35 protein-coding genes are annotated in these 19645 nt (G+C 65.4%); 1 reads left to right on the top strand and 34 read right to left on the bottom strand.

Annotated elements, in window-relative coordinates:
* Window positions 1-55: 55 nt before the first annotated feature.
* On the top strand, window positions 56-352 hold the full coding sequence (locus ACWEO7_RS28535) for a hypothetical protein (RefSeq protein ID WP_452427733.1): 297 nt from the start codon (window positions 56-58) through the stop codon (window positions 350-352).
* Here ACWEO7_RS28535 and ACWEO7_RS28530 read toward each other — a convergent pair.
* The 34 genes from ACWEO7_RS28530 to ACWEO7_RS28365 all read right to left on the bottom strand — a co-directional run bounded on the left by ACWEO7_RS28530 (window position 345) and on the right by ACWEO7_RS28365 (window position 19506).
* Window positions 345-788, bottom strand: coding sequence for a hypothetical protein (locus tag ACWEO7_RS28530; RefSeq protein WP_452427732.1), 444 nt, complete (start codon window positions 786-788; stop codon window positions 345-347). The genes ACWEO7_RS28535 and ACWEO7_RS28530 overlap by 8 nt on opposite strands.
* Window positions 731-1099, bottom strand: coding sequence for a hypothetical protein (locus ACWEO7_RS28525; protein ID WP_452427730.1), 369 nt, complete (start codon window positions 1097-1099; stop codon window positions 731-733). Before ACWEO7_RS28525 ends, ACWEO7_RS28530 begins: the two co-directional genes overlap by 58 nt.
* 108 nt (window positions 1100-1207) lie before the next feature.
* Window positions 1208-1780 carry a phage tail tube protein gene (locus tag ACWEO7_RS28520; RefSeq protein ID WP_452427728.1) on the bottom strand — a complete coding sequence of 191 codons (573 nt, stop codon included), beginning with the start codon at window positions 1778-1780 and terminating at the stop codon, window positions 1208-1210.
* 56 nt (window positions 1781-1836) lie between these two features.
* Window positions 1837-2250, bottom strand: a complete 414-nt coding sequence (locus tag ACWEO7_RS28515) for a hypothetical protein (protein ID WP_452427726.1) — start codon at window positions 2248-2250, stop codon at window positions 1837-1839.
* Window positions 2247-2516, bottom strand: a complete 270-nt coding sequence (locus tag ACWEO7_RS28510) for a hypothetical protein (protein WP_452427724.1) — start codon at window positions 2514-2516, stop codon at window positions 2247-2249. Before ACWEO7_RS28510 ends, ACWEO7_RS28515 begins: the two co-directional genes overlap by 4 nt.
* Window positions 2516-2686 (bottom strand): hypothetical protein, encoded by a 171-nt coding sequence (locus tag ACWEO7_RS28505; protein ID WP_452427721.1) that lies wholly within the window; start codon window positions 2684-2686, stop codon window positions 2516-2518. Before ACWEO7_RS28505 ends, ACWEO7_RS28510 begins: the two co-directional genes overlap by 1 nt.
* Window positions 2687-2695: 9 nt before the next feature.
* Window positions 2696-2938, bottom strand: coding sequence for a hypothetical protein (locus ACWEO7_RS28500; protein WP_452427720.1), 243 nt, complete (start codon window positions 2936-2938; stop codon window positions 2696-2698).
* A gap of 112 nt (window positions 2939-3050) precedes the next feature.
* Window positions 3051-3629, bottom strand: a complete 579-nt coding sequence (locus ACWEO7_RS28495; protein WP_452427718.1) for a hypothetical protein — start codon at window positions 3627-3629, stop codon at window positions 3051-3053.
* A 1-nt stretch (window position 3630) separates the two neighbouring features.
* Window positions 3631-4452 (bottom strand): P22 phage major capsid protein family protein, encoded by an 822-nt coding sequence (locus tag ACWEO7_RS28490; RefSeq protein ID WP_452427716.1) that lies wholly within the window; start codon window positions 4450-4452, stop codon window positions 3631-3633.
* Window positions 4453-4463: 11 nt separating this feature from the next.
* Window positions 4464-5036, bottom strand: a complete 573-nt coding sequence (locus tag ACWEO7_RS28485) for a hypothetical protein (RefSeq protein WP_452427714.1) — start codon at window positions 5034-5036, stop codon at window positions 4464-4466.
* A 68-nt stretch (window positions 5037-5104) separates the two neighbouring features.
* Window positions 5105-5887, bottom strand: coding sequence for a hypothetical protein (locus ACWEO7_RS28480; protein WP_452427712.1), 783 nt, complete (start codon window positions 5885-5887; stop codon window positions 5105-5107).
* Window positions 5888-7279, bottom strand: a complete 1392-nt coding sequence (locus ACWEO7_RS28475) for a phage portal protein (RefSeq protein ID WP_452427710.1) — start codon at window positions 7277-7279, stop codon at window positions 5888-5890.
* 11 nt (window positions 7280-7290) lie between these two features.
* Window positions 7291-8928, bottom strand: coding sequence for a large terminase (locus ACWEO7_RS28470; protein ID WP_452427708.1), 1638 nt, complete (start codon window positions 8926-8928; stop codon window positions 7291-7293).
* 7 nt (window positions 8929-8935) lie between these two features.
* Window positions 8936-9376 (bottom strand): phage terminase small subunit, encoded by a 441-nt coding sequence (locus tag ACWEO7_RS28465; RefSeq protein WP_452427706.1) that lies wholly within the window; start codon window positions 9374-9376, stop codon window positions 8936-8938.
* A 986-nt stretch (window positions 9377-10362) separates the two neighbouring features.
* Window positions 10363-10707, bottom strand: a complete 345-nt coding sequence (locus ACWEO7_RS28460; RefSeq protein WP_452427704.1) for an HNH endonuclease — start codon at window positions 10705-10707, stop codon at window positions 10363-10365.
* Window positions 10707-11336 carry a hypothetical protein gene (locus tag ACWEO7_RS28455; protein WP_452427702.1) on the bottom strand — a complete coding sequence of 210 codons (630 nt, stop codon included), beginning with the start codon at window positions 11334-11336 and terminating at the stop codon, window positions 10707-10709. The genes ACWEO7_RS28460 and ACWEO7_RS28455 overlap by 1 nt, the downstream gene beginning before the upstream one ends.
* A complete protein-coding gene (locus ACWEO7_RS28450) occupies window positions 11333-11959 on the bottom strand; it encodes a galactosyltransferase-related protein (RefSeq protein ID WP_452427700.1) in 627 nt (208 codons plus the stop codon). The genes ACWEO7_RS28455 and ACWEO7_RS28450 overlap by 4 nt, the downstream gene beginning before the upstream one ends.
* Entirely contained in the window at window positions 11943-12557 is a 615-nt protein-coding gene (locus ACWEO7_RS28445) for a glycosyltransferase family 2 protein (protein WP_452427698.1), read from the bottom strand. The genes ACWEO7_RS28450 and ACWEO7_RS28445 overlap by 17 nt, the downstream gene beginning before the upstream one ends.
* Window positions 12558-12738: 181 nt before the next feature.
* A complete protein-coding gene (locus ACWEO7_RS28440; RefSeq protein WP_452427697.1) occupies window positions 12739-13044 on the bottom strand; it encodes a hypothetical protein in 306 nt (101 codons plus the stop codon).
* A complete protein-coding gene (locus tag ACWEO7_RS28435; RefSeq protein ID WP_452427695.1) occupies window positions 13041-13538 on the bottom strand; it encodes a DUF6221 family protein in 498 nt (165 codons plus the stop codon). The genes ACWEO7_RS28440 and ACWEO7_RS28435 overlap by 4 nt, the downstream gene beginning before the upstream one ends.
* Complete coding sequence (locus tag ACWEO7_RS28430) at window positions 13535-14161, bottom strand: hypothetical protein (protein ID WP_452427693.1); 627 nt, start codon at window positions 14159-14161, stop codon at window positions 13535-13537. The genes ACWEO7_RS28435 and ACWEO7_RS28430 overlap by 4 nt, the downstream gene beginning before the upstream one ends.
* 73 nt (window positions 14162-14234) lie before the next feature.
* Window positions 14235-14504, bottom strand: coding sequence for a hypothetical protein (locus ACWEO7_RS28425; RefSeq protein WP_452427691.1), 270 nt, complete (start codon window positions 14502-14504; stop codon window positions 14235-14237).
* Entirely contained in the window at window positions 14504-14743 is a 240-nt protein-coding gene (locus tag ACWEO7_RS28420) for a hypothetical protein (RefSeq protein WP_452427689.1), read from the bottom strand. The genes ACWEO7_RS28425 and ACWEO7_RS28420 overlap by 1 nt, the downstream gene beginning before the upstream one ends.
* On the bottom strand, window positions 14736-15029 hold the full coding sequence (locus ACWEO7_RS28415; RefSeq protein WP_452427687.1) for a hypothetical protein: 294 nt from the start codon (window positions 15027-15029) through the stop codon (window positions 14736-14738). The genes ACWEO7_RS28420 and ACWEO7_RS28415 overlap by 8 nt, the downstream gene beginning before the upstream one ends.
* On the bottom strand, window positions 15029-15229 hold the full coding sequence (locus ACWEO7_RS28410; RefSeq protein ID WP_452427685.1) for a hypothetical protein: 201 nt from the start codon (window positions 15227-15229) through the stop codon (window positions 15029-15031). The genes ACWEO7_RS28415 and ACWEO7_RS28410 overlap by 1 nt, the downstream gene beginning before the upstream one ends.
* The gene (locus ACWEO7_RS28405) at window positions 15229-15414 is read right to left on the bottom strand and encodes a hypothetical protein (protein ID WP_452427683.1); all 186 of its coding nucleotides are present in this window, start codon (window positions 15412-15414) and stop codon (window positions 15229-15231) included. Before ACWEO7_RS28405 ends, ACWEO7_RS28410 begins: the two co-directional genes overlap by 1 nt.
* Window positions 15411-15548 carry a hypothetical protein gene (locus ACWEO7_RS28400; protein ID WP_452427681.1) on the bottom strand — a complete coding sequence of 46 codons (138 nt, stop codon included), beginning with the start codon at window positions 15546-15548 and terminating at the stop codon, window positions 15411-15413. The genes ACWEO7_RS28405 and ACWEO7_RS28400 overlap by 4 nt, the downstream gene beginning before the upstream one ends.
* A 400-nt stretch (window positions 15549-15948) precedes the next feature.
* Window positions 15949-16233 carry a hypothetical protein gene (locus ACWEO7_RS28395; protein WP_452427679.1) on the bottom strand — a complete coding sequence of 95 codons (285 nt, stop codon included), beginning with the start codon at window positions 16231-16233 and terminating at the stop codon, window positions 15949-15951.
* Window positions 16234-16267: 34 nt separating this feature from the next.
* Window positions 16268-16636, bottom strand: a complete 369-nt coding sequence (locus tag ACWEO7_RS28390) for a hypothetical protein (RefSeq protein WP_452427677.1) — start codon at window positions 16634-16636, stop codon at window positions 16268-16270.
* Entirely contained in the window at window positions 16633-17370 is a 738-nt protein-coding gene (locus ACWEO7_RS28385; protein ID WP_452427675.1) for a hypothetical protein, read from the bottom strand. Before ACWEO7_RS28385 ends, ACWEO7_RS28390 begins: the two co-directional genes overlap by 4 nt.
* 395 nt (window positions 17371-17765) lie before the next feature.
* Window positions 17766-18239, bottom strand: coding sequence for a hypothetical protein (locus ACWEO7_RS28380; protein WP_452427673.1), 474 nt, complete (start codon window positions 18237-18239; stop codon window positions 17766-17768).
* Window positions 18236-18490, bottom strand: a complete 255-nt coding sequence (locus ACWEO7_RS28375; RefSeq protein ID WP_452427672.1) for a hypothetical protein — start codon at window positions 18488-18490, stop codon at window positions 18236-18238. Before ACWEO7_RS28375 ends, ACWEO7_RS28380 begins: the two co-directional genes overlap by 4 nt.
* A complete protein-coding gene (locus ACWEO7_RS28370; RefSeq protein WP_452427670.1) occupies window positions 18487-19077 on the bottom strand; it encodes a DUF6221 family protein in 591 nt (196 codons plus the stop codon). The genes ACWEO7_RS28375 and ACWEO7_RS28370 overlap by 4 nt, the downstream gene beginning before the upstream one ends.
* A 144-nt stretch (window positions 19078-19221) precedes the next feature.
* A complete protein-coding gene (locus ACWEO7_RS28365) occupies window positions 19222-19506 on the bottom strand; it encodes a hypothetical protein (RefSeq protein WP_452427668.1) in 285 nt (94 codons plus the stop codon).
* Between the last annotated feature and the right edge of the window lie 139 nt (window positions 19507-19645).

Genomic DNA, 19645 nt, shown 5'->3' with positions numbered 1-19645 from the left:
TCTCGATGCCCATCGGACGCCGATAAGGGGGGCGTCTACTCATACGGGAGAGCCCATGTGGAAACACGCCCTTGTGCTGGCAGTGCTGTTCACGGTCGGTTGTGGCCATTCCAGCGGGCCCAGCGTCGAAGACCGGGCGTGCGAAACGATCAAGGACCTGACGCCGGGATTCCTGGAGACGACCTGGAATGTGCGGACACTGTCCGATCCGAATTCCTCACAGAGCGACCGGTTGCAGGCCATGCGCGAGCAATTGGACGCGAAGGCCGGGCGCATCACTTACAAGCCCTACACCTGTTCGGGCCCGACCTGGGAGCGCTACCTGCGGGAATACGAGAAGTCGCCTAACTAGACTTCCGGCGTTGCGCCGCCGCTCGGGCGTCCTCGAGCCTGCGTTTGATCTGGTCGATCGGGATGACGTTCTTCGGTGCGGCGCGCTGCGTCTTCGGATAGGTGGGCTCGAACACCTTCGGTTTGGTGCCCTTGCCTCCAGCGCGCTGCCAGTTGGCGCCTTGGAGTGCCAGCAGTTGCCAGGACGCCACCCTCAGCGGCATGTCATACCACCAGTCATGCGGATGGCGGGCCCTGAACAGAGCGCTGTCTGCGACGGGCGGGAGATGCTCCGCCCAAATCTTGAACTCGTGCCAGCCGATCACCTCGCCGATGTCCTCGGCGTGCAGTCCCAGCCGGTCGAGTAGGTCGCTGCGGATAGCCCCCGCGAACTCCCCGTCTAGGAAGCGTTGGAGGCTGACGATTCCCCCACCTTGATCCCCGACCTGGTCGTCCATTCACGGTCGAGGTCCATCAGCTCACCGCGGGACAAGGAGGCGACCTTCTTGTAGATGTCGCGCGGCAGAACCAGTTCGAACATCTTCAACGTGGGGTCGTAGTCCCGAAGCTTCTCCCGCTCCGCCGGATCCGGGGACGTCGCCTGCTTCTCCCACTCGGAGTACCACTTCTCGTACTTCTCCATGAGCGGCTTGGCGATGTACTGCGCCTTCGGCACGGTGAACGACAGGATCTCCTCCTCAGGCAGTTCGACTTCGAACTCGACCTGGTTGACGGGGTTGTGCGCTCCCGCGATGCGAATGGGTGCCATGATCCGGACCTTTCGATGATGTGGGGATCCGGGCCGGTAGGCCCGCCCCGGCGGGGCAGGCCCGGATCAAGGGGTACGAAATGACCCCGCCGGGGCGGAATGTGGGGCTTAGGAGCCCGACTCCTCGATGTACTCGAGAACGTTGTCGCCGTCGCCGTTCGGGTACGCCTTCACCGTCAGCTCGTACTTCACCAGGTCGGTGTGCACCAGGGTGATGTCGCCGACGGTGGTGACCTGACCGACGGGGATGACCTGACGCTTGAGCCGCCCGTTGTCGCCGATGGTGTCGAGGACGAACACCGACCGCGGCAGGCGGGCCTTGTTGTGCTTGACGGTGATGACACCACCGACGTTGGAGACGTTGTCGTCGCCGAAGGTGGTCTTGAGTACTTCGAGGTTGCCGTCCTCGAGCAGCACCACCTTGACCGACCAGTCGTAGTTGTCCTGCGTGGTGGCGACAGTGTCGCCGCCGAACGCCTTGTGGTCGGTGGTGTCTCGGGTCTCGGTGATGACCAAGCCCTCTTCGCCGAGGAACCCGTGATCCTTGTAGAGACCCGCGGCGACGGTCTCCAGCGCGGTCGAGGCGTCGGTGGGCAGGGTGGTGCCCAGTGCAGCGCGGGAGAAGACGCCTACGCCTCCAGGGCGAGGCGCGGCGACGTAGACGTTAGCCGAATCGGCCATGATTGTGCCCCTTTCGAAGGCGTAGTGATCCGGGCCTGAAAGGGTGAGAAGGGTTGCTACCGCTTGACGGCGAGTCCGAGAGTGCCGATGACTTGCCAGCGCACCATCGACGGACGGTCTGGATCCGGGTGAGTGGAAGCGCCGGCGTCTTTCCAGTACCGGACGAACGCTCCGCCATGGGTTTCCGACCGGGAGTCGAGGAGGACCGCTCGAACATGGTTGGCGAGGGTTTCGGCTTCGACGTCACCATTTACGCCGGGGCGTTGCCGCGCCCAGCATTCGATCATCATGAACGCGTCGTCGGTGACCATCTTGTTGATCGCCCCGTGGATGCGATCCACCCGAACGACCTCGTCGTAGTCCTCCCCCGGGAAGGTTGAGGACACGAACGGAGTTCCCGGGTGAATGGTGGGCAGTTTCGCATCCAGTAGCGCGATGGTGACCCCGACAGCGTTGACCGGGACGATCATCCGCTCGCCGCCCCGAGGGCGCGCAGCAACGTATTGTTGCGTGCGTTGTCGAGCATCGCCTGATGGGTGTCTGTGCGGATGGACACGCGCCAACGCCCCTGGGGGCGTTTGCGTCCCTGCCGGGCGTCCATCGCATAGCCCGCCGCCGTACCGCCCGCCTGAGCGAGGGCGCGCCGGCCGCGTGCCTCCAGGTCTGCGCGTACCCCGGGCTCGGAACGCAGCGCGTAATAGCCCTCGATCTTGTGCCGCACTCTCGCCAGAGGCATTACTCCACCTCCCGCATCACCGCGGCCTGCCACGACTCCGCCGCATAGAGCCCAGCCAGGCGTTCTTCGCCGTCGAACACGCACAGGTTGTTGTGTTCGTCGTTGCAGAACCTCGACGGGTCGCGGAACTCATCGACACGGTCCCCGCTGCGAACTTCCAGCAGATACACCACAGGCTCCTAACCGGTGATCTTGCGCAGGTTGATCGTCGACCCCGGATTCCAGCCGAACGGGTTTCCCGCCGCCGTTTCCGGGACGCCGACAACCTCGAACTGAGCGAGGTCGGGGATGTCGATCACATCCCCAGGTCCTGGCGTGAACGAGGGCGGCGCGAACAACTTGACCGTTTCGGTCATGCGCGCGTCGTGGCCGCGTTCGTGCGGTTCCAGGGACTTCGGGGTCTCCCACCCGTACACATCCACAGGTGCTCCTGGTTGGTCCAGGGGCGGGGTGTACACGGGAACGACCCTGTTGTTGGCATCCCGGGCGCCGTCGCTGTAGACGTGATGCCCGACCGTGAACGGGGTCGGCCAATCAAGGCTGGCAGACAATGACCTTCGCCCCCCTGTGCCGATAGGAGCGCGCCACCTTCAGATCCTCGGGAGAGAGCGTCGTGCCACCACCCAGCGCCCACTGGGCGTAGGTGTTGGTTTCCTGGTACCCGCCTGCGGACCGCTGCTGAGTAACGATCCCCGCGGATGCCTGCCGGCTGATGTTCAGCACCTTCACCGCGATCTCGGCGATCGTCAGCCGCACCAGATCCGGCACCGGACCGGAATGGGTGTAGGTGACGGTCACGAACTCGTGCGAGGACAGAAGGTACCCGTTGCGGGACACGATCAGCCACTGCCCGGCCAGTTCGTAGTCGAGGCTGTTCCCGGCATCGTCCAACACTGCGGTGACGCCCGTTGCGGGCTCCTCCGCTAGCCGGACCCGGCCACCCTCGACCTTCAACCGCACCGTGGTCTCACCAGGAGTGAACGTGCGCCCGGCTTCTCTGCGGAACAGTTCCGACGCCTTGATGAGGATGCCGGCCACCCGCGTCTGCTCCGCGGTCGTCAGATCACGGCCCAGTTGGGCGGCGACATCCACTTCAGTGGCCAGGGGGTCCATGTCAGGACGCGTTCGCTCCGAACACCACCACGCCCTCGGGCTTGATGACCTTGCCGCCATAGACGTGCAGGCCGCGGACGCGGTCGGCGAACTTGTTCTCCGCCCGCATGCCTTCGATCTCGTCGATCTGCGAGACGTAGGCCGCCGCGCGCGGCACCCACGCCACGAACTGCGGGTCGTCGGAGGCCGGGAGGTTGTTGGTGGTGACGATGCGGAAGCCCAGCAGCGAACCGACTGTGGCCTGCCGCAGACCCTGGTTGTCGCCGGAGGTGTCGTAGCTGGTGAGCTTCGAGTCCGCGCCGAGCAGCAGCGCTTCCATCTCCGCGTTGACAGCCATCACGCGGCCCGCGGAGGGGGCGTTGTTCTTGTTCAGCACCTTGCGGGCGTCGCGGATGAGGTCGAACGCCGCGTTGCCGGTGGTCGGCGCCGAACCGGCCAGGTCGGTGCCGTGGTCGACCAGCATCTGGGCGATGAACTTGTCCGAGTCCTCCACCAGCGAGTCGCCGGCGGCGGTGGTGTATGCCTCCAGCGATCCGGCGGCCTGGACGCGGTCGATGTCGTCGACGTAGAAGTCGAAGTTCTTCTCCTGGTCGATGAGCAGGTCGACCTGGGTGTCGGAGATCGCGTCCGCCGAGGTGGTTCGGTTGTTGGCCTTGTAGTCCTTCACCGCGGGCGCGACGACACCGGTGATGTGCACGGTGTTGCCTCGCGACGCGATGCCTTCGTACTCGCGGTTGACCAGCTGCGGGAACACCGCCATCTGGATCCAGCGGTCCAGGAGCTGGGCAGACCACAGCTCCGGAATGAAATTGGTGATAGCCATCTTTCAGACTCCTAGGTGGATTTGCCCAGCAAGCTGTCGAGGCGGCCTTCGTTCTTGGCCGCGATGATCTGCTGCGGGGTCATGGATTTGAGTTCGTCGCGAGACGTGATCTGCTTGACGCTCGGCGCGTTGCCGTTGGAGGTGACGATTTGCGCGGGAGCGGCGGGCGACGGCTTGCTGTTGCCCTTGAATGCCAATGCGACCTCGGCGGTGGCCCGCATCTCCTCCTCGGTGTTGCCGTGGATGAGTTCGGCGGGGACGCCGGTTTCCCTGGATACGTCGCTGCGCATCTTCTCGGTCATCGCTTGCTGAGCGGCCTTTTCGGCCTTCTCGGCACGGTCGAGGAGCTTCTGCAGCTCGGTCTTGTTGGCCTCTTGGAGTTCGTCGAACTGTTTGGCCTTCTCCGCGTTCTCCTTCGCGCGCTGCTCGTTCTTCTTCGACAGCGCCTTCCATTTCGCAATCTCTGCCGCGAGATCCGGTCCCGTTTCGGTGGCCGTCTCGACCTCATCCTTCGGAGCGTCGGCGGCCGGGGTGACCGGGGCGTCGGCGACAGGCTGGTCGGCGTCGATCGTTGTCTCGGACAATGGGGTACTCCTACGTTTCGTGTGAGTGGTGCGCGTTGCGCGCGGCCCCCACTGGGGTGGGGGAAGCTTTAAATGTCGTCGGGCCCGGTGAAGGACTGGTGCCTCCACGTGAGGACGGGGCCGATCTCGCCGTGCTCGTGGGTGGCGATGAGGTTCTGGTAGTCGATGGCCGACCGGTTCTCGATCCCCGCGAACTGCCCGACCTGCTCGTGGGTGGCCTCGAGGAGTTGTGGATCCAGCACCGGTGGATGCTCGCCCTTCGGGAGAGGTTTCACGCCACAGTCACAGCCCGGATGAATCGGGAGCAGCACCTCTTTGCGGTAGCGGCGGGTCGAGGTGATCACGCACTTCGCGCAGTTGCCCGCGCCCTTGAGGACCCGTTGGTAGTACTGCGCATCCGAGTTCGCCAGCGACGCTCGCGATTGACGGACCTTCGCCATCTGCATGTCCGTAGCGATCAGTGACTGCAACCGCTGCCGCCCAACCGCCACGGCCGCGGCGATGTTCTGTCCTTCCGACAGTGTCGAATACAGCTGCACCGCGGGGCGCCGATACACCTCGCCGGCAGGGACACCACGGGCTGAGAGGATTTCGTCGCGGTCCACCGTGACCGGTTCCGCCTGTTCGCCTTGCGCGGTCATGATCGACGTCAGGTAGGCGGCGGTCAGGTTCGCTACTTGCAGTTGTCCCGCCTGCACTTGGGGGACGATGAACGACACGAGTCGGCTGATCTCGGCGTCTCGGTAGGAACCGAGCGTGTCCCATGCCTGTATGCACAGCTGCAGCACTCGGGCCCGCACCGCAGCCACAGCCGTCTGATACCCGGCCAGCACCTGCTCGGGGCTGGTCAACTACACGCTCCCTCGGACGGGCTGCCCGGCTTGCGGAGGGGGTGGCTGCAGCAGGGCCGCGGTGGCAAGTTGTTCCTCAGCGCGGTCGAGGGCGTCCTGTGCGATCTGTTGCGGGCTGTAGCCGAGGATGTTGCGGGCGATCGACTTCCACGACTCTCCCGCGGACTTCGCTTTCGTCGCCGCGTCGTACTTCTCGGCCATCGACACCATGTGTGGGGGCTCGAACAACACCTCCAAGGTGTCATCGACGGAAACCTTCTCGATCTCCAGGCCCTTCAAGAGGATCGCGGCGGCGGCCACCTTCGCCACCACAAGCCGGTCCCGCGTCTTGAAGATCAGGCCCTCTTTCGCGAACTCCGAGCCCGCCGCGGCCTGGTTCGCGCTGTCGGGGATCAGCACCGACACCGGTGTGCGGCTCACCGCCGCCAACTGCCGGATATCGGCCATGCTGCCATCGAGCATCGGCCGGATGTCGGTCTGCTGCGACTCCCAGATGTCGATACCGGGCGGGAGGTCCCACAACGCGCCGGGCGCCGGTTCGAAAACCTTCGCCCAGTCGATGTCATTGCCCTTCTCGTCCTTCTCCGGCAGGCCTTCGGTGCCCTCCTTGGCCTTCAAGGCACGCTGCCGCCACGCCTGCATCGCTGTCGTCGTCAACCGCTGCAGGATGCCGCGGTTGATGCGGTTGATCAGATCCAGATGCGTCTCGAACTCCCCGACACCGTCGGGGTTTTCCAGCACCACCACCGGCGGCGGGGCTCCCGTCTGGACGTACTCCCGCTCCGGCGCCCACGTGTCGGAGCTGGCCCGGTACAGCGTCTTGTTCTTCCCCTGATGCGCGACGAAGGTGGGCCGGGAGAACAACTGCCAGCCGCCCTTGACCCAGACGATCGCGAAGTCCTTCTCCACATCCTCATCGCGCCACCACTTCACCGCCGCCCGGGCCCGCCACGGCTGCAACGGGTCCGTCGCGGCGTACATGTTCTCCGGCGAATCCGCGGTGAGCACCGCGCGACCGGTGTCCTCGTCCTCCCATGCGGTGAGGTAGCTGCGCGTGAAGTCCAGCATCTTGCGGACCGCGTCCTTGAACACCAGATCCATGCGGTTGTCCCGCCAGATCCTCTGCGCGTGCTTGGCTTCGGGGCTGTCGATCTTCCCGTTGACTTGGATGCCGTTGGGCACGATCCGGTCGGCCACCGACTCCCTGATCAGGTACGCCCAGTTGGTTCGGGATTCCTTCTGGAATTTCTGCCATGAAGCACGCGTGTTCGCGCCCATCTCAGGCATCGGCGCGTCACCGTCGACGTAGCGGCGCAGATGCCGCACGCGCGGCAAGTCTTGGTCGAGGCGCCGCGTCAGGATCGGGAGCCATTCCTCCGGCGTAGTCGCCACATGACCTCCCGTCAGTACAGTCGCCGCGGAGCGCGGAGCTTCGGTCGAGGTTTGGCGCCGCTCTTGCGAGCGTCCAGGCACGCTTTCCAGGACAGGCATCCGGCCATGGCGCGGTCGATCTTCATGTCTTGGCGGCCGTCGGGTTTGCACATGACGAACAGCGGTTTGCCTTCGTCGTCGAAGATCTTCAGGTCCTTGCGGCCGGCGTTGGTGAGGTGATCGGCCAGTTCTTCCAGCTGCTCCGGCGTACCGCCGAACGTCACCAGGCCCGAATCCATGGCCTCGATGTACTCGCGGATGGTGTACGCCATCACTTTCGGCCGAGCGGTCCACCACTCCTCGACCTGATTCGGCCACCGGGCCGCGTACCCACCGACGCTTTCGGTCCAATGCGGAGGGTCGGCGTAGATCTTGTACACCTCATACCGGGACATGACGTCTTCCCAGGCCGCAGTGACCTCCGCTTCGTCGACTTCCCAGTCCTCGACATTCTCCGGACGGGTCCACGACGCAACGCACTGCTGCAACCCCGTCTGAATGTCGGTCAACACCAGGGCTGTGCAGTCCCGGAACCGGGCGCCGTCGAACCCTCCGGCCACGAACGCGCCATCGGGGATTCGCGCGTCCCGCTTCAGGTCCGCTACCCGCTTGGGGTCGAAGCACTGCGAACCCGACTTGCGCCACCGGTTGAGATACACCCGCTCCCAGTAGGCGCGGTCGCAGCCTTCCCGGTCGTAGTCCTTCGCGATCCGCAGGAACTGTCCAGGCCCGTACTCGCCGGCCGGGCCAGTGGCTTCGGAGATCGCCTCGACCCGCTTCTCCACCGTTGACAGGTCCGCGTGTTCAGGTCCGGCCCAGCGGGCGAAGAAGAACAGCTCCGGGTCGTCGTCTTCGCCGCGGGCGATCTTCTCCGCACCCTTGCGGACATCCTCCTGGATGCTGTCCTGCCCCGGCTGCCCCGCGGTCGAGGTGTACAGGCACCACGGGTCTTCCAGTGTCCGCTTCGACAGGTTCTGCAGCATCGTCTCGTGCGCCGCCTTCTGGGCGGGCAGAAACAGCCGGTGCGGCTCGTCGAAATGCTGGAACGTCGTCAGCGCGCCATCCCGGGAACCGGGGGCGTTCGACACCGGGACCGCCTGTCCGTCCGCGGACCCATCAGGGCCCTTGCGGAGGATCCGCTCGAGCCCAGAATCGAACAGGTCAGCGTCCGGGGAGTGCTCGACCACGTACTTCAGGACACCGTAGGCGAGTTCGGACACCTGCTCCTCGGTGACCGCCATCATCGGGATGTACGGGAATGCCACCGGCCGCCCCACAGGGTTGCCGTTCGCGTCGAACCCGTCACAGCGGACCGGCGCCTCGGGATGGAGCTCGCAGAAGGAGATCCAGCCCGCGAATTCCGTCTTCGCTGTGCCCTTGCGCCACTCGATACCGCCGCGCTGAAACCTGCGCCTCCCAGCCAGTGGGTGGCCTTGCGGATACACCTCATACAGCCGGTACAGCGCCGCCCGCTTCTCCGGGTCGAGCTTCGCCGCCTGACCTGCCAGCGACCCCGGGCCGAAGCAGCAACGCTCCTCGATGAAATCCGCCAGCGCCGGACCCAGAGTCGGGAACGACAGGTCCAGCGGCGGAACGATCAGGACCGCCACCGCGGCGCTACTGCACTAGAGCCAGGCGCGGGTCGTCGCCCTTCGCCGGCTGCACCGACGACTGGCTGTGCCGCCGCGCCTCCCCGCGGTCCTTCGCCTGCTCCGCCGACTCGATCGTCCACTCCAGGCGACGCCGATCGTAGGGCGTCAACCCGAACGCCTGCCGCTGCTGGCGGATCTCCGCGGCAAGCGACTGGCTCGGCTTCACCCAGAACTGGTCCATCAACACCGCGAGCAGGAACAGGGCGTGCTTGTCGGACGGGTGATACTCCGCGGCCATCGGCGCCGCCCACAGATCGTTCCACCACTGGACCGTCTGCGGATGCCACCCCTCCTCACGCTCGGGCAGATCCGGGCGGATCACCGTGCGTCCATCGGTGAGGACGGCAGCGGTGGAGGCCCTGTTCGCTCGGGCTCGGACACTGGGATGCTTCTTCGGTTGCGGCATTTCAGGACCCCGTTTCGGGATGAGGGAACACACCCGTTTCGGGTGTTGACATTCGGCGCCCCAGTGGTTCGGGGAAGCGTAGGCGGCGGAATCAGCAGTGCCTATACGTGGCTCGGCCGGGGTCGGAGGGAGGGGTCCCCCCCACCCATGTATATGTGTGTGCACGTGTACATGTACATATAGGCTGCCTGGGCACCTGACTGTGAGGCGAGCTTGAGCACGAGTTCGTTCACTCGAGACACGATCTGTGGCCGTGAGATGGATTGCCATCCTGTGGCCCATCGGCACTGCGAGGCCGCTGCCTCGGTGCCGTCGCACCTGGGGCCTGGTCATGTCGGTGTGGTTCGGTCAACGTCCGCGGTGGGTGGGGGTCGATGGTGGGCATAGACCAGTCGGGGGCCGGGCTCGTGCCGCAGTTCGGCCACGGTGCTGGATTGGTGGCGATGTGGACGGGGTGGCTTGGCCGGTGGGTTCGTGGTGGACGTGATGCTCGGCTGATCAGCAAGGGTTGATGCTCACCGCTCCCACTTCGCCCGCTTCGACCGTGGCCACTTGGCCTGCGACCTGACGAGGTAGCTGATGTTCGAGTCATCAACGGCCGGTGCTGACTGCTCGGGTCGAAGTATCGGCCCGTCCACTGTCGACCCCCACTTGTCCGGTCGGTCGTGGTGTCGGGGATGGCGGTGGGCCGGTGCCCGGATGCCCTTCGGCCTCGGCTCTTCTGTCGAGATCGGGCAGAGCTGCTGTTCGAGTGCGGAACGGACTGGCTCGAGGTGGCCCCGCCCTGGTGTGGTGGTTGCGGTCGGCGTGGCGGCGGCCACGCTTCAGCCGTTGATGTGCATCGGATTCAGGTTGGGTTGCCGTGGGAATCCTGTGCTGGTCTCATGGGTGCGGACACTCCCCTCGGCCACGCTTCCCGCGGGCGGGGGTGGTCGTTTGGGAGAGGGGGGTGGGTGGTAGGACGAGGGGGGTGGGTGGGGAGGGGGCTACCCTCCACGCCTACCCGCTGCCGATTCGGTCTGGGTCTTGCCTTTGTGGCAGGGGATGCACAGGCATTGGCCGTTGGCGAGTGTCGGTGTCCCGCCTCGGGATACGGGAATGATCTCGTCGGCTTGCACTGTCTTCCCCGTGGGGTCACGGTGTCCGCATAGCTGGCAGGTGTAGTCGTCTCGCTGGAGCACATCGCGCCGGAACTCGCGGTGTTCGGGGGTGGTGGTGCGGGTTCTGCCACCGTTGACCCACCCGTGTTGGGTGTGGTCCTCACAGTAGGTGCTGTTGGTGATGCGGTTCTCGCAGCCGGGCTTGGGGCATTTGCGTGGGGCTCGGGGCATCACATGCTCACGGCTCGGTTGCTCCACACGTCCCGCGTTCCGGTGCGCCAGGCGATGCGGGGTGCGGTGCGTGGCTGCCCGTCTCGGTGTGCGATGAGCGTCGGCCCGTCGCCGTGATCCACCAGAGACGGAACCGTGTAGGCGACCCTGTGGCCACGGGTCTTGCACCAGGCTGACAGGCGTTCGTCGGCCGGGAGTTGTGAGGTGTGCGCCCATTCGATCCAGTCGTCACGCAGTTCGCTGCGCATCGCCACTGCGACGGCGTGCAGGACGTGGCTCGTGGTGATCCAATGCGCGCCCTCGACGTCGGAGTGGTGCAGTGCGGAGTGGATGCGGTGCTGCCAGCGGATCGGCCGGGACCGTCCGAGATAGAACGACACGACCGGAGCTGGGGCGTTGGCGAGTGCGTGTTCGGCTTGCTCGGTGATCCCGTAGACGGGGATGGCGTCGTCTTCGACGACCGCGCTCCACTCTCCCTCCGTAGTGGCGGTCAGCCGCCACGCCTCGAGGTGGTTGTCTTCGGCGCCCTTGCTGCCGTCATCCAAGGCGATGACGGCGCCGAGGGTGCGAGCGAGTTCGGTTGCCTGGACAAGGCGTTTGGTGTGAGCGACGACAGCCCAGGAGATCACCGACGCACCAACTCCCGCATGACATCTCTGCGACCGTTGGCGAACTTGTACAGCTCGATCCGCGACCGCCCCGGATTCTGGGCGGTCATATCACGGTCTGCGGTGTGCCCGAACGCGAACACTGTGCCCTGAACGCGCCGCACCGTCGAGAGGGTTTGGGCGGCGAGCAGGAACGCGTTGTCCTCGTACCCCCATTGGCGGAAGCCCTCGTCCTGGCCACCCAGTAGGTCCCAGGTTTCGCGGCGGCACACCAGCAGCCCCCCGACGCTGGAGGTGAACTCCTTGTCGGGTTTGATCGCCATCAGGTCCGCATCGGCTTCATGTCCGGCCGGGAGATACCGGTAGCGGGTGAAGGGATACACCACACCGTCGGGGTTGGCGAGGGCGTCGCGTAGCGCCGCGAGGTCGGGGATGGTGTCGGCGTCGGCGACCACCACCACATCCGAGGTGGCTTTGCCGACGACGAGGTTGCGGGTCGCGGCGAGGTTGAACGGTTCGTGCCCGGAGTCGCCGGTGACGATGTTGAACCCTGTAGCGCGCCACCACGCCTCCACGCGCTGGAAGGCGGCGAGGCGATCGGGTTGCGGCCGCCAAGGGATGCAGACGTCAATAGTCGAATCCACGGCGCTCTCCGTCGTGATGGACCGCGATCCCCGGCAGATAGCCGAAGCGGTATCCCTGGCCGAGGAGGATGTCGCGCTTGCGGTCCTCCGACCACTTCCCCGCCGGCCATCCATCGGTGGTGACGGAGGCTCGCCACACCGATGGGTTGCAGGTGAAGGTCGCGGTTTGCTCTAGCACCCCATCGACTTCGGTGAAGGTGTGGCCCTTGGCTTGAAGCGCTTCGATGAGCCCGCCGTATGTGTGCTCGATCGGGAACCACGGCTGACGCAGCAGAGCGACCTGAGCGAGGTATGGCCTGAGGTAGAGGATCTCGGCCATCTGGTCGACGTGGATGTCACGGATGGCGGTGAAGTCCTCTTCCCAGAACAGGATTTGCTCGCCTTCGGCGGCGGCGCAGACGGCTTTCATGGCGGCGTTGTAGCCGCGGCGGCCGACGTCTACGACTTTCCCGTGCTGGGCGAGCCAGGTGTGGTGGTCGGTGTCGCCTGAGTCGTCGACGAACACGATGTCGGTGATGCCGTGGACGTGACGGTCGATGGAGGCGAGTGCCTCCTCGATGTAGTCGCGGCGGCGGTAGGTGCCGACGATCAGGCGCACAGTGTCAGTTACCGGCCGAGCCGGTGACAACGCCGATGATGGCGCGCGGGATGGCGAAGTTGTTCCAGGTGACAGCTTCCCAGAGCAGTCCGAACAAGAAACCGGCCACGACATTTCTCCTGACATAGGGGGGATTGAACCGAAATATTTCGCGCGCCCTTGCGAGCCTGCGACGGAAAAATTACGTATGCACCATCTCTTCGACCGCCCGCGCGGCCCGTGCTGTCACCAGCACCTTGCTGCCCGCGGGCTGCCACCGCTCCACCACCCCGTACCAGACGTCAGGCTCGACGCCTTCCTCCGTCTCGGGGTCGCCGATAGCCACCAGGAACCGGTTGTCGGCCACCGTGCCGTTCAGTCGAGCCATGAACTCGCTCTGGCCGACGCTGAACACCCGGGAGCGGGGGTCGCTGGTGTCGACCAGTTCAGCGCCGGAGAGGACCTGAGAGCCCTGCTGGGGGTCGTGGCGGTCGTTGATGCGGATCACGGCCGCTCCCATTCGGGGTTGTAGTCGGGGTGGTCGCGCCAGATCGCGGCGGCCGAAGCCACGGCCGCGTTGATCCCCCGGTCCCACTGCTGGTCACCCTCCCGATGTCCGACGAGTGCTGCGACCATCCGCCGGATGGCGGCGCATTGGCGAAGGACGTGCGCGGGGTCATGGAGTGCTATGTGGCGCGCCTGCTCCACATGCGGATAGCCCTCGTCATAGACCACAACGCCATTGGCTCCACCGGGTCTGCCGACGACGCGCTGAGGGAAGCCTGATGTGACACCCGCGCTTTCCCTGCCGTCCTCCTCGTCGACGAACCAGCGGCTCGCGTCACCCTCGGTGTCGGCGCGCGCTGAATCGCAGGCGGCCTGCGCAACCTTCTCGGTATCGGCAAGACGAGCAGCGATGAAGTCTTCGATCGTCATTTCCTGATGATCCACCGTGACCACCTGATTCGGCGGCAGCCCCCCGATGGATACCCTGAACGTCACTTCTCGCCCTTCAGTTCTGCGACCTTCGCGCGGACACGCTCCACACACATGGCGAAAGCCTCCGTCTTCGACGGGTCGGTGCATTCGATACCGCGGGGATGGAAGGCACACCAGCGGCCGTCGTTGAGCTGCTTGACCTCGATATCGTCGATGTCCCAGAACTCCTCGGCGTCCGGGATCTCCGGCCACGTGCCGTCGTCGTTGCGCCAGATGTGCTTACCGAGATCTCCAGCACCACCGGGGACGCCCGGTGTCGGTATCCAGCGGACCACGGCGTTGTCGGGGTAAAAATCGACGCCGCGTTTGATCAGGTACTCCGCTACGCGGATGGCGCCGCCGATCTGCATCGACGTCGGCCCGGCGAGCTTTCTTCCGTTGGGGGCGTGCCACTCCGGGAGGTGGATGACCATCAACTCCTGGGCGAGGGCAACGACTTTCGGGTCCTGCTCGGGGACGTTCTCCGGGGTGGGGAGCTTGCCCTCCATCGCGGCCTGAATGAACGCCTTGAACTCGGGCGAGACGAAGTCGCCGCCCATCTTCTCGTAGCCGGGTGGGGGTGTGCGTTGGTCGCGTCCTTCATGGCCGCGGAACTTGGCCTCGCGGACGACCTTCTCTTCGCTCATCCGATGCGGAATCCCGTCACGCGGATCAGAAACTGGCCGACACGAAGCACCAGAGCGCCCCAGATCTCGGTGATCAACGTCCGCTCGTCATTCCCCGGCGACGCCAAACGCGCTCGACGGCCGTCGCTGCGGAGGCTTGGTCCAGGGTATTGATGTGGATCGTGTTCGACAGCGGCAGGTCCCACGACTTTGTGATCCGATCTGCGGCCGCCTCGGCGCGATCTGCGTAGCCGCTGGCCTGCTTCGCGAGATCGGCGGACTCGCGCGCGAAGCGCCGGACATGCCACAGCGCGACCGTCGCCACCGCCAACGCGGACAGACTGAGCACGATCGAGAAGACCATCAAATGCCGTCCTTCGCGAATGCCACCTGCTGTTTCTCGGCACTTTCCTGCGCCTTCGCCGGTATCACCTCGACGTCCTCCGTGTAGAAGGTCAGGGTCACGCTCCGGAGGTCGTCCGGGGTCATCAGCGCGTTGAGTCTCGGGCCCTCCGCGCTGATGTGCCAGGGGAACTCGACGCCGTCGATGAATAGCTTCTTCTGCGCCAGGTCGAGGGTGACGAGCTTGGGCAGTTCAGGCATCGCTACCCCCTTCGAAAGAGCCTGTTCGGTAGAAGCTCACCAACGGAATCAGCCAGTTGCCCCCAAGCCGCGAACTCGCCTCAATGTCGCCGCTCTCCCCGAACTGAAAGACCTGCACGCCCTTCAGTCCGAACGATGCCGCGAACTGCCGACCATCCCGGACCCAGGGCACGATGTGGGCCCCAGACTCGACCTTCGTGGCTTCGGGAGCGTCACCGACTGCCGCGCGGAACCGCTCACACCACACGCGATGCAGGTCGAATTTTATGTCTACCGCGTCCGGCATCAGTTCGCCTCTTCGTCAACGGCGTCGGCCAGCGCCTTGCCGAAGCGCTCGAACACGCTCGTGTCGATAGTGCACTGGACCTGACCCTCAGCGACCTTCTCCGCACGCAACGGCAGTTCCAAGGTGCCCACCTCGATGGGCTCGTTGTTCTGCACGCGGATCAAGACCGCCGCTTTGACGCTTCCGACGATTTCCGGCATCAGTTGGCCTCTTCTCGTGGCTTGGTGTTCCCGCAGCACCCGAACATCTCCCCCGTCACCTTGTCGTGGAACACGATGGCGTAGCTGTTGGGCACCTTCACCGCCTCCATGTGGGCGATAGGAGGGGCAGGCGGGACGAGGTGGTCGGCCCAGCGGTGGAGATAGCGGGCCAGCCAGTACTTCACGGCCGATCCAGGATCTCGCGCATCCGCTGGGATGTGCCCGGGATGCCCGCCAAGAGGCTGACGATGTCCAGTGCCGCGTCCACTGCGATGTCAGCGTGTCCGACGATGCGGGCGAATTCGAGGCGCTCGCACACCAGTCGGCGCCGGGAACGGTCGGATGCTGTGCGGGCGCGAAGTACTCGCTCGGCGGCTCAGCGTCGGCGGCCGTCAGCAGATACACCATCGCAGGCTCCTTGTCGGTGACTGGTTCTACACTGACCGTGCTGGCCGATCCGGACCGATGTCCCGGGGTACGTCAGACGTCACGACGGACCGCATACCGGGACGTTGTCCGCCTGAAGCCCTCCATGTGGGGGCTTCAGTGCTATCCGGGGGCGATTCAAGTTTCGGCCGCCAACCTTTAATGAGGCGGCCTCGAATTCAAGGTTTCTTGAACGTTGGGGCCGCAGCGCGCGGCAGCTCACAGGCTGTGGGAATGTGGTGCTGCTCGCCCTGCGGGTCGGATCGGGCGTGCGCGCTGCGGGGAATGTGGGGCTACACGAGGTCTATCGCGTCGCCGATGGCCGCTCCATCAGGCTCACGATGCGCCCAGAAACACAACGGCGACCCAGCGGCGTCGAGGTACATGATCCAGGAGGAGCCGTCGTCGCGGATGCCTTCGATCCAACCAGCGAAGTGGTCGGCGATGTCCACGACGTTCGCGCCGTCGAAGGGCGGGTGAGTGGGAGCGGGCTTGTAGCGGCCGATGGTGATGTTCTGCACGGGAATCACTCCAGGATTGAAGGGGAGTTCCCGGAACATCCATCCGGTGATGGGCACATGTGTGCCACGACTTCGAAGCTTGCTGCAAGGGTCAGGCAATGTCAAGCCGACGCACCTGACGACGCGTTTGCAGCGTCAACGCGTCCTTCACAGCGTATTTCGCCGGACCGGGCTCACCGGTAACTGGTTTCAGCAAACCCCTGGAAATCCAGCTGTAGATGGTGCCCACCGGGGTGCCGATGATCTCCGCCATCCGCGCCGGGACCACCACCGACGTGATCAGCTCCTCCGCGGCCTCGGCAGTCAGGTGTTGCGGTGCGATCCAATGATGCCCCTTGGCGCGAGCCTGCTCATCCAGTCTCTCGCACCGCTCCGGGTCGACCAGGTAGAGAGCGCGGCGGTAGAGGTGGGCGATGTCGCGTGCCCAATCCAGGCTCGTTCGCCAGCTCTCGGCGCTCATGCCGCCACCAGGGGGTTGTTCAGTCGATCGAATTCGTCTTGGTCCCAGACGTTTCGGCAGTTCCGGCAATGGATAGTTGCCAGAGTCGGGTCGTCCTTGTTCGCCTTCATCGACAGCATCTTGAGGCCGCAGACGTGGCAGAACTCGCGCATCCACTTCTCCTTCGGCTCGTCCAAGCCCAGGACGTTCATGGAGCGCTGATGTAGGCGAGCGAGCCGCAGTATCGCGTCCACGCCATCGAACTCCGCCCGGCCGTCCCAATCCCCTCCATCCGGGTACGGGAAGTACGCGCCCACGACTTGCGTGGGCATGTCCACGAGGGTGCCCAGGTTGGCGCACAGCACCTTCAAGCATTCGATGGGCTGGTTGTACGGGTGGTACGTGAGGGGTTCGCCCCGGGTGATCCTGAGCGCCCACCGGGTGGTCTCGAGGTCGATGTCCGACATGAGGGTGTCCACGGCGAGCGGGATCGGGATGGGGCGCTCGCTGGAGCCGGACACCTTCGGCCCGGACACGGTGGCGCGCGGTTGAGTCCGGGCCACCATCAGCATCAGGTAGTCGTCGGACAACTGGCGGATGTCGGCGAACGCCGAGTCTTCGCATGGACGGCACAGGGTGTTCGGTCGTTCGACGCCGGCGCCGTGGAATTCGCCTTCCGCGTCGCGGATTCGGGCTTTGCAGCGGCGGCCTTGCCTGCATTGGTGCTCGGGAGGACCCGCATCGTCCCTGCTCATACCGAACATTCTATCGATTCCGTCCGCTGATCTCGAGTCACGGAATCGGCAGGTCAGGGGTGATGTAGCTCGCCCAGAACGCAACTAAGCCCACCCCAGTGAAGGGGTGGGCTCAGGGTCTGCCGCAGTATATGCGGCGAGAGGCCGTGCCGGAGCGTGCTCCAACAGGGCACTCGGGTGTCTTTGTCAGGGACGTCTCCCACGATAGCCGTTGCCGCCGACAAACTCGAGCCCCCCGGAAAGCACCAAGGCCACCCCGGCTAGAAGGAGTGGCCTCAGGTAGACAAACCAGCGGACGCGGTGCTGATTGCTGTTTGACGGGGATGACGATAGCGGATCAGGGTGACGAACTCGAGTCGGCGAAACGTCCGATCACGGACACGACTACGGCCACTTCACAGACTCGCCCTTGGTTTCGCGAAGGCGCGCACTCCCTTACGGGTGAGCCTGTACCCGCCAGCCGAGTCCTCCGCCCAGCCGCGCGCCTCCATGCGCCACAGCAAAGCTACCGCCGCGCCGACGTTCACACCGGACTCGCGGGCCAGCGTTGAAGCTGGCCGAGCGAAATCGGTCGACATGGCGGCGGCGAGCTGCCGAGCGCGGCCCACCGACTCCTCGTAGCGCTCCGGGTATCCCAGGCAGAACAATCCCACCACGGGGTACGCGACGAACACGACCGCGACGGGAACCAGACCGAGCGCGGGACGCCCCTCCGATATCCCAGCCGCAGTGGTTGCGACGATCACGGACACGAGCAGGACCACGCCGGTGCGCCCGAAATACCATGCTCCGGTTCTCATGCACTGCCAGAAGAATCGGGCAAGGATGCTGGCGGCGTCCCACAGGCGGCGAGGCAGGATGCTGCTCACGGCTTCTCTCCTCGCTCCTGGTCGAGGATGTCCAGCCCCCGTCGCGTCCGTCCATCCCGGTCGATCCACTCCGCGCCCGTATGACGAGGGTCGGTGCGCAGATGCTCCTCGTACGCCGCCTGAGAGGCGCGAGGGCTCCCGGTGTGCACGGCCCAACCGCAGCCCTCCGTATCGCACCAAGCGGCGTGACGAGCGTCGACAGCGGTCGCCAGGGATTCGGCTATCTGGCTGATGAAATCTCGATCGCTCACGTCGGTTCTCCTGTCTCGGTGGGCTCGAAACGGAACGCCTCCCGAACCTCGGCCCGTGTTGGCTCATCGCCTGCGAGTCTGTTGAGCAGCACGGTGTAACCACAGGCTTCACAGCGGTACTCCAGCGCGTCGGCTTCGTCGGTCACTGGCGAGCGGCTCTCCAGGACGACCTGGGTGTGGGTGCAGCCCTCGGTGTAGATGGAGGCCAGAGACGCGGTGATGTCGTCGGCGATGTCGCTGGTCCGCCAGTTGTCGATGGCGCGCAACCGCTCCACGGCTTCGATCACCTCCCGTATCGCCTCCACCCGGTCCAGTGTGGCCTTCGGGCATTGGCGGGCGATGTGCTCGGCGTCCTGCATCGACTGTGGGTCATCCGAATCGCCCGTGCCTGCAACGCAGACCGCGTCAGCTCCAGTCGGTCCGGCGAACACCGCCTCCTCGAAGGCGTGGCCGCTGCCGATGGGCATCCCATCGAGGCGATGATGCTTGCTCGGGTTGTATCGCCACGGACCGGGTGTCGCCGCTCGCGCTATCCGCTCGTCCTCGGCGAGTCCAGCCCGCAACCGGTCCAGGGCATCACTGGTCACGAGTCGGCTCCCGGTATAGTGCTGCGAGTAGGCGCGGCAGGTCCCGGCGCGGCCTGGAAGGGCCGGGCGAGGCAGGGCAAGGCGTGGTTCTTACGACCACGCCCTCCCGAAGTCGAGGTGGTCATGCCTTCGATCCTTCCCGTCCTACTCGGAACCATAGATATCGTTGACCCGTTCGATGACCTCTTCGACGCTGTCGCCGACGATGTCCTCCACGGGGGCGTTGTAGCGCCACACCTGGTCTACCCAGCGGCCATCCGGCAGCGCCCACACGTACCCGCAGAAGTCCCACGCAGCGTGTTGGGCGTGCAATTCACCGGGCGCGGCGGCCAGTTGGCGCACCACGTCGGCATTCAGTTCGTGGTCAAAGTTCGAGTACACGGAGTCACCGGCGCAAGCAGCCGGACGGGTCTCGGTAGCATTGGTCATGGTCGAATCCTCTCGCGATTCGGTCTGTGGCCGGGGTGTCTGGAAGCCCCCGGCCACGCTCAATTTTACCAGGTGAGAGCGCATTTCACGCCGCCTCCTCGGTCAGGTCGGCCACCGTAATCCACACTCCTGGACCACA

This window comes from Nocardia sp. NPDC004260 (genome assembly GCF_053603155.1).
The sequence above is the reverse complement of the archived record's forward strand: the minus strand, read 5'-3'. Positions and strand labels throughout refer to the sequence as shown.

Coding starts and splice junctions, on each gene's coding strand:
- ACWEO7_RS28535 (WP_452427733.1), top strand. CDS start 56: ATGTGGAAACACGCCCTTGTGCTGGCAGTGCTGTTCACGGTCGGTTGT.
- ACWEO7_RS28530 (WP_452427732.1), bottom strand. CDS start 788: ATGGACGACCAGGTCGGGGATCAAGGTGGGGGAATCGTCAGCCTCCAA.
- ACWEO7_RS28525 (WP_452427730.1), bottom strand. CDS start 1,099: ATGGCACCCATTCGCATCGCGGGAGCGCACAACCCCGTCAACCAGGTC.
- ACWEO7_RS28520 (WP_452427728.1), bottom strand. CDS start 1,780: ATGGCCGATTCGGCTAACGTCTACGTCGCCGCGCCTCGCCCTGGAGGC.
- ACWEO7_RS28515 (WP_452427726.1), bottom strand. CDS start 2,250: ATGATCGTCCCGGTCAACGCTGTCGGGGTCACCATCGCGCTACTGGAT.
- ACWEO7_RS28510 (WP_452427724.1), bottom strand. CDS start 2,516: ATGCCTCTGGCGAGAGTGCGGCACAAGATCGAGGGCTATTACGCGCTG.
- ACWEO7_RS28495 (WP_452427718.1), bottom strand. CDS start 3,629: ATGGACCCCCTGGCCACTGAAGTGGATGTCGCCGCCCAACTGGGCCGT.
- ACWEO7_RS28490 (WP_452427716.1), bottom strand. CDS start 4,452: ATGGCTATCACCAATTTCATTCCGGAGCTGTGGTCTGCCCAGCTCCTG.
- ACWEO7_RS28465 (WP_452427706.1), bottom strand. CDS start 9,376: ATGCCGCAACCGAAGAAGCATCCCAGTGTCCGAGCCCGAGCGAACAGG.
- ACWEO7_RS28460 (WP_452427704.1), bottom strand. CDS start 10,707: ATGCCCCGAGCCCCACGCAAATGCCCCAAGCCCGGCTGCGAGAACCGC.
- ACWEO7_RS28430 (WP_452427693.1), bottom strand. CDS start 14,161: ATGAGCGAAGAGAAGGTCGTCCGCGAGGCCAAGTTCCGCGGCCATGAA.
- ACWEO7_RS28425 (WP_452427691.1), bottom strand. CDS start 14,504: ATGGTCTTCTCGATCGTGCTCAGTCTGTCCGCGTTGGCGGTGGCGACG.
- ACWEO7_RS28420 (WP_452427689.1), bottom strand. CDS start 14,743: ATGCCTGAACTGCCCAAGCTCGTCACCCTCGACCTGGCGCAGAAGAAG.
- ACWEO7_RS28415 (WP_452427687.1), bottom strand. CDS start 15,029: ATGCCGGACGCGGTAGACATAAAATTCGACCTGCATCGCGTGTGGTGT.
- ACWEO7_RS28410 (WP_452427685.1), bottom strand. CDS start 15,229: ATGCCGGAAATCGTCGGAAGCGTCAAAGCGGCGGTCTTGATCCGCGTG.
- ACWEO7_RS28390 (WP_452427677.1), bottom strand. CDS start 16,636: ATGAGCGCCGAGAGCTGGCGAACGAGCCTGGATTGGGCACGCGACATC.
- ACWEO7_RS28385 (WP_452427675.1), bottom strand. CDS start 17,370: ATGAGCAGGGACGATGCGGGTCCTCCCGAGCACCAATGCAGGCAAGGC.
- ACWEO7_RS28365 (WP_452427668.1), bottom strand. CDS start 19,506: ATGACCAATGCTACCGAGACCCGTCCGGCTGCTTGCGCCGGTGACTCC.